Genomic DNA, 4,299 nt, shown 5'->3' on the forward strand with positions numbered 1-4,299 from the left:
GATTCTGGTTCTTCCCCCGGATGATCCGCGGAATTCGCGGGTCCCCTTTTGTCGCCGAACCCTGGGGAATGCGACCGACGCTTCGGAACAACTTGCGAAGGGATGCGTCCCCACCCACGGCCTTCACTTGCAGGGTGACCATAAATGCGCTGTCGCTAAAGTTCTCTTAACTGGCGAAGGTTCCGCGGGTTTCTCTGTCTGCGGGCTGTAAAAGCTCTGGTTCGCGCGTCCAACAGTTGGAAACAACGCCGGTGCAGCGGCCTGAATTCGCGATTCGCGCATCGCACGTTTCAAAATGAAACCGAATTTCGGATTCTCCACGCCAGTACATGTCGCATTTGCTTGCGTGCGTGCGCCGCAAAGCTGGAATCCTGAAGGCGATGCCAGGCACTTTTCTTTCAAGGAGGATCGACGTGAGTGGTGGTCACCAGGGATCGTGTCTGTGTGGAGCCGTCCGCTTCAGAACGAACGGAGCGTTGCGTGGCGTCGTCTATTGTCATTGCTCGCAATGCCGCAAGCAGAGCGGACATTTCTATGCCGCGACCAATGTTGCCAATGTCGACATCGTCATCGATGGCGTGGAAAGTATCACCTGGTACGAAGCCTCTACCTTCGCCAGGCGTGGGTTCTGCAAGGCATGCGGGTCGGTGCTGTTCTGGAAGCCGCGAGACCAGGACTACGTTTCAGTCATGGCGGGATCGTTCGACAAGCCGACAGGTCTTGAGGGGGAATGCCATATTTTCGTTGGTGACAAGGGCGACTATTATTCGATCGACGACGGGCTGCCGCAGTTTGAAAAGTCGACACCGTCCATACCGGTTGCTGAATGAATCTTGGACAAGTCACCTTATTCCATTGATCTGGCCAGCCATTGCATTATCCCGTGCCGGTGATTCGCAAAGGGGTTTGGCATGCAGCGGCTGATCGACGCTTATTTCAATTCGGTGCGGGCGTTTCGCAAGCTGGCCGCCAGCGAGAAGGCTTTCCAGCAGGAGCTGATGCTGCTGGCGCTGGCACTGCCGCTCGGCTGGTTCGTTTCGATCTCGTGGCGCGGTTATGCCTTGCTGATCGGCGCGGTGCTGCTCTTGATCATGGTCGAGGTGCTGAACACCGGCATCGAGGCGGCATGCGACGCTTTCAGCCGCGAGTTCAATGTCGACATCCAGTTGGCCAAGGATTGCGGTTCGCTGGCGGTGCTGATTTCGGTGCTCATCGTCGCCGGTGTCTGGGGCATCGCCATCATCGAGCGGATCACTGGGCTACCGATCTAGCCTTTCGATGCCTATATGCCAGTCACCCAAGGAGACTGTCATGGCCGGGGCCGCCAATTTTCTGCTTCTCGAACGCGTGGGCCTGCCGGACGATCTGCGCTGGCTCGTCGAAAAGTACCCGCGTGAAAACTGGCAGGACCATGCCAACGTCCACGGCATCGCCAATATGTGGCTGCAGCGGCACGACATGTTCCGCGAACTTGGCGGCATGCTGGCCAACGGCATTGACGACTTCCGTGAGGGACGGCTGACGGCGCCTGATTTCGCGCGCTGGTTCGCGCCGCGCCTCAATCATTTTCTTGGGCATCTCGACGGTCACCACAATGTCGAGGATTATCAATATTTCCCGGTATTCGCCAAGGCCGAGCCCCGTTTGAAGCGCGGCTTCGAGATTCTCGATGCCGACCACCACACCATCCATGAAGGGCTGGAGCGCAATGCCGAGGCGGCCAATGCCTTCATCAAGACGCTGCAGGAGAGCGAAGACAGACAGCGCTTTGCAGCCGACGCCTATGCCGACGAAAACAGCCGGCTGATCGCCATGCTGACAAGACATCTTGCCGACGAGGAAGACCTGATCGTCCCGCTTATCCTCGATCGGGGGGATCAGGCGCTCGGCGTGGATTGACGATCAGCCTTCCCTGGCGCGTTCCCTCCTGGCGATGTGACGGGCGACGAGCCATGCCACAACGGCCACGGTCAGGCCGATGCCAAGACCGATCAGCAACCGTTCGTGATGCATCAGCGCCTGGCCGATGAAGTGCTCTGCGCCAAGTCCAAAGACATAACCGATCGTACCGAACAGCACCGCCCAGACCGCCGATGAAAGCGCGTTGAGGATGACGAAGCGCGGCGCTGTGATATTGGAGAGTCCGGCTGCAATGCCGCCGACGAGACGCATGCCGTAGATATAGCGGTTCGACAGCACGAAAATGTCGGGATGGGTGTTGAGCAGGCGAAAGGCGCGGCGAAAGCCGGGCCGCTTGCGCAATCTGACGACATAGGGATGGTCGGCAAAGCTTCGTCCGAGGATGAAGAAGAAAGTGTCGCCGACAAAGGCGCCGAGGCCGGCCGCAAGGACGGCGTGCCACAGCACGAAGACCTGCTGGTGGGCGAAGAAGCCGCCGAGAATGGCAGCACTTTCGCCCTCCGCGATGCAACCGACAAAGACCGCGAGCAGCCCGTATTGTTCGATGAAATGGTGGATCGCGTCGGTCATGAAGCCGACTGCTGCGAAGACAGCCTTTCGTCGATCCGCTTGATCATCTCGGTCAGTTGCACGATCTCGTCGCGCATGCCGAGAATCTGGCCGTGGCGCAGTTCATCCAGCTTTTCATGCAGCGCCATGATCTCGATCTCGGCTTTCAGGTTGACCTCGTAATCGTGGGCGGCGTCGATGCGGTCCCGTTCGGTCTGGCGGTTCTGCGCCATCATGATCACAGGCGCCTGCAAGGCGGCTACCATCGACAAAACGAGATTGAGGAAGATGAACGGGTAGGGATCGAAGGCGTCACGCGACAGCAGCCAGACATTGCCCGCCGTCCATAAGACCAGAAAGGCGATGAAGGTCAGGATGAAGGACCATGACCCGCCGATGCGGGCGATCGTATCGGCAAGCCGGTCGCCGAAGGTCTGGTGGAAGGCAACGGCCTTGTTGGTGTCGCGCGAGATGGTGGTGCGTTCGAGCGTCGATTGCAGCACCCGGCTTTCGAGCTGGCTGAGGCCGTCCGGCCGCCGCTTGAGCCAGCGGTTCGCCAGATCGTCGATCGTCTTGTTCATGGCCATCTCCAGGGTCTTAGGCTTGCCGTAAGAGGTAGAGGCTGCCGGCTCACACGGGAAGTGTTAGATTGATTCCAGTTGCCGAGGGACCAATGGCCGATTTCAAGAAAATTCGCGCTCGCGCCGCAAAACGTAAGGGCGGCGAAGAGGAGCTGACGTCGCTGCTTGGTCCGGCGCCTGACAATGCCGCCGTGGCTGACATCCCCGATGACCGCATTCTCTCCATTATGGCTGAGCGCGTCTTCGCCGCCGGTTTCGTCTGGCGCGTCATCGAGCAGAAATGGCCTGGCTTCGAGGAGGCGTTTCTGCGCTTCGAGCCGAAGCGGCTGTTGTTCCAGCCCGATGATTTCTGGCACGATCTGACGGCCGACCAGCGCATCGTACGCAACCCGCAGAAGATCAAATCCGTTCGCGACAATGCTGCCTTTGTCGAGCGTGTGTCGAAGGAATATGGCGGTTTCGGCAAATTCCTTGCGGAATGGCCTGATGATGACCAGGTCGGGCTGATGGCCTGGCTCGGCAAGCATGGCAGCCGGCTGGGCGGCAACACGGGCCAGTATTTCCTGCGCTGGCTGGGGTGGGATGCGTTCGTCATCTCGGGCGATATGGCCGCGGCGTTGCGCGACGCCGGCCTCGACATCGCCGAAAGCCCGACTTCGAAGAAGGACCTGGACAAGATCCAGAGGCAAATCAATCAATGGGCAGCGGAGACGCATCTGCCGCGCCGCCATATTTCACGCATCCTGGCGATGTCGATCGGCGAGAACCATTCGCCGCAAGCGCTGCGCGAATATATGGGCGACGACTGAAACGTGGTCGCTTGCCACGATCGGCATTCGTCGATCGGTCAACACGATCGAATCGATCGGTCCGGACACGAATGACATTCGTCATTTGCTCCGAATTGGTCCAAACGAACGCCATTGCCCGAGCAATTTTGCCGCGCTAAGTCAGCAGGCATGACCAAGAAGCTCGACATCCTGCGCATCGCCGTCGCCCAGCTCAATCCGACTGTCGGCGACATATCAGGCAATCTCGCCAAAGCCCGCGAGGCGAGGGCGGATGCCGCACGTCAGGGCGCCGATCTCGTGCTCTATACCGAGCTTTTCCTCGCCGGCTACCCGCCGGAGGATCTGGTGCTGAAGCCGGCCTTTTTGAAAGCCTGCGAAAAGGCGGCACAGGACTTTGCCGCCGACACCGCGGATGGCGGTCCCGGCGTCATCATCGGCACGCCGTTGAAGCGCAAGAG

The 4,299-nt window shown here is 59.6% G+C and carries 7 protein-coding genes; 5 read left to right on the top strand and 2 right to left on the bottom strand.

The features are described 5' to 3' along the window. The first annotated feature begins 413 nt into the window (after positions 1 to 413). From EN914_RS26155 to EN914_RS26165, 3 genes are all read left to right on the top strand, one after another. A complete protein-coding gene (locus tag EN914_RS26155; RefSeq protein ID WP_013531901.1) occupies positions 414 to 830 on the top strand; it encodes a GFA family protein in 417 nt (138 codons plus the stop codon). 81 nt (positions 831 to 911) lie between these two features. Continuing rightward, complete coding sequence (locus EN914_RS26160; RefSeq protein ID WP_024503562.1) at positions 912 to 1,271, top strand: diacylglycerol kinase; 360 nt, start codon at positions 912 to 914, stop codon at positions 1,269 to 1,271. A gap of 40 nt (positions 1,272 to 1,311) precedes the next feature. After that, on the top strand, positions 1,312 to 1,899 hold the full coding sequence (locus EN914_RS26165; protein ID WP_024503561.1) for a hemerythrin domain-containing protein: 588 nt from the start codon (positions 1,312 to 1,314) through the stop codon (positions 1,897 to 1,899). A 3-nt stretch (positions 1,900 to 1,902) separates the two neighbouring features. On the opposite strand, the gene EN914_RS26170 is transcribed toward EN914_RS26165, so the two are convergent. Next, positions 1,903 to 2,490, bottom strand: coding sequence for a DedA family protein (locus EN914_RS26170; protein WP_024503560.1), 588 nt, complete (start codon positions 2,488 to 2,490; stop codon positions 1,903 to 1,905). Then, positions 2,487 to 3,050 (bottom strand): DUF1003 domain-containing protein, encoded by a 564-nt coding sequence (locus EN914_RS26175; protein ID WP_024503559.1) that lies wholly within the window; start codon positions 3,048 to 3,050, stop codon positions 2,487 to 2,489. The genes EN914_RS26170 and EN914_RS26175 overlap by 4 nt, the downstream gene beginning before the upstream one ends. Positions 3,051 to 3,142: 92 nt before the next feature. On the opposite strand from EN914_RS26175, the gene EN914_RS26180 reads away from it, so the two are divergent. Then, positions 3,143 to 3,859 carry a DNA-3-methyladenine glycosylase I gene (locus tag EN914_RS26180; protein ID WP_024503558.1) on the top strand — a complete coding sequence of 239 codons (717 nt, stop codon included), beginning with the start codon at positions 3,143 to 3,145 and terminating at the stop codon, positions 3,857 to 3,859. A gap of 150 nt (positions 3,860 to 4,009) precedes the next feature. Further along, the coding region (locus tag EN914_RS26185) for a nitrilase-related carbon-nitrogen hydrolase (RefSeq protein ID WP_281034673.1) at positions 4,010 to 4,299 on the top strand (290 nt) is incomplete at its 3' end.

This window comes from Mesorhizobium sp. M7A.F.Ca.CA.001.08.2.1, assembly GCF_003998455.1.
GTDB classification, from domain to species: domain Bacteria; phylum Pseudomonadota; class Alphaproteobacteria; order Rhizobiales; family Rhizobiaceae; genus Mesorhizobium; species Mesorhizobium ciceri.

Bases quoted from the DNA above. Each gene is read 5' to 3' on its own strand.
- EN914_RS26160 (WP_024503562.1), top strand. From the start codon at position 912: ATGCAGCGGCTGATCGACGCTTATTTCAATTCGGTGCGGGCGTTTCGC.
- EN914_RS26175 (WP_024503559.1), bottom strand. From the start codon at position 3,050: ATGAACAAGACGATCGACGATCTGGCGAACCGCTGGCTCAAGCGGCGG.
- EN914_RS26165 (WP_024503561.1), top strand. From the start codon at position 1,312: ATGGCCGGGGCCGCCAATTTTCTGCTTCTCGAACGCGTGGGCCTGCCG.
- EN914_RS26180 (WP_024503558.1), top strand. From the start codon at position 3,143: ATGGCCGATTTCAAGAAAATTCGCGCTCGCGCCGCAAAACGTAAGGGC.
- EN914_RS26170 (WP_024503560.1), bottom strand. From the start codon at position 2,490: ATGACCGACGCGATCCACCATTTCATCGAACAATACGGGCTGCTCGCG.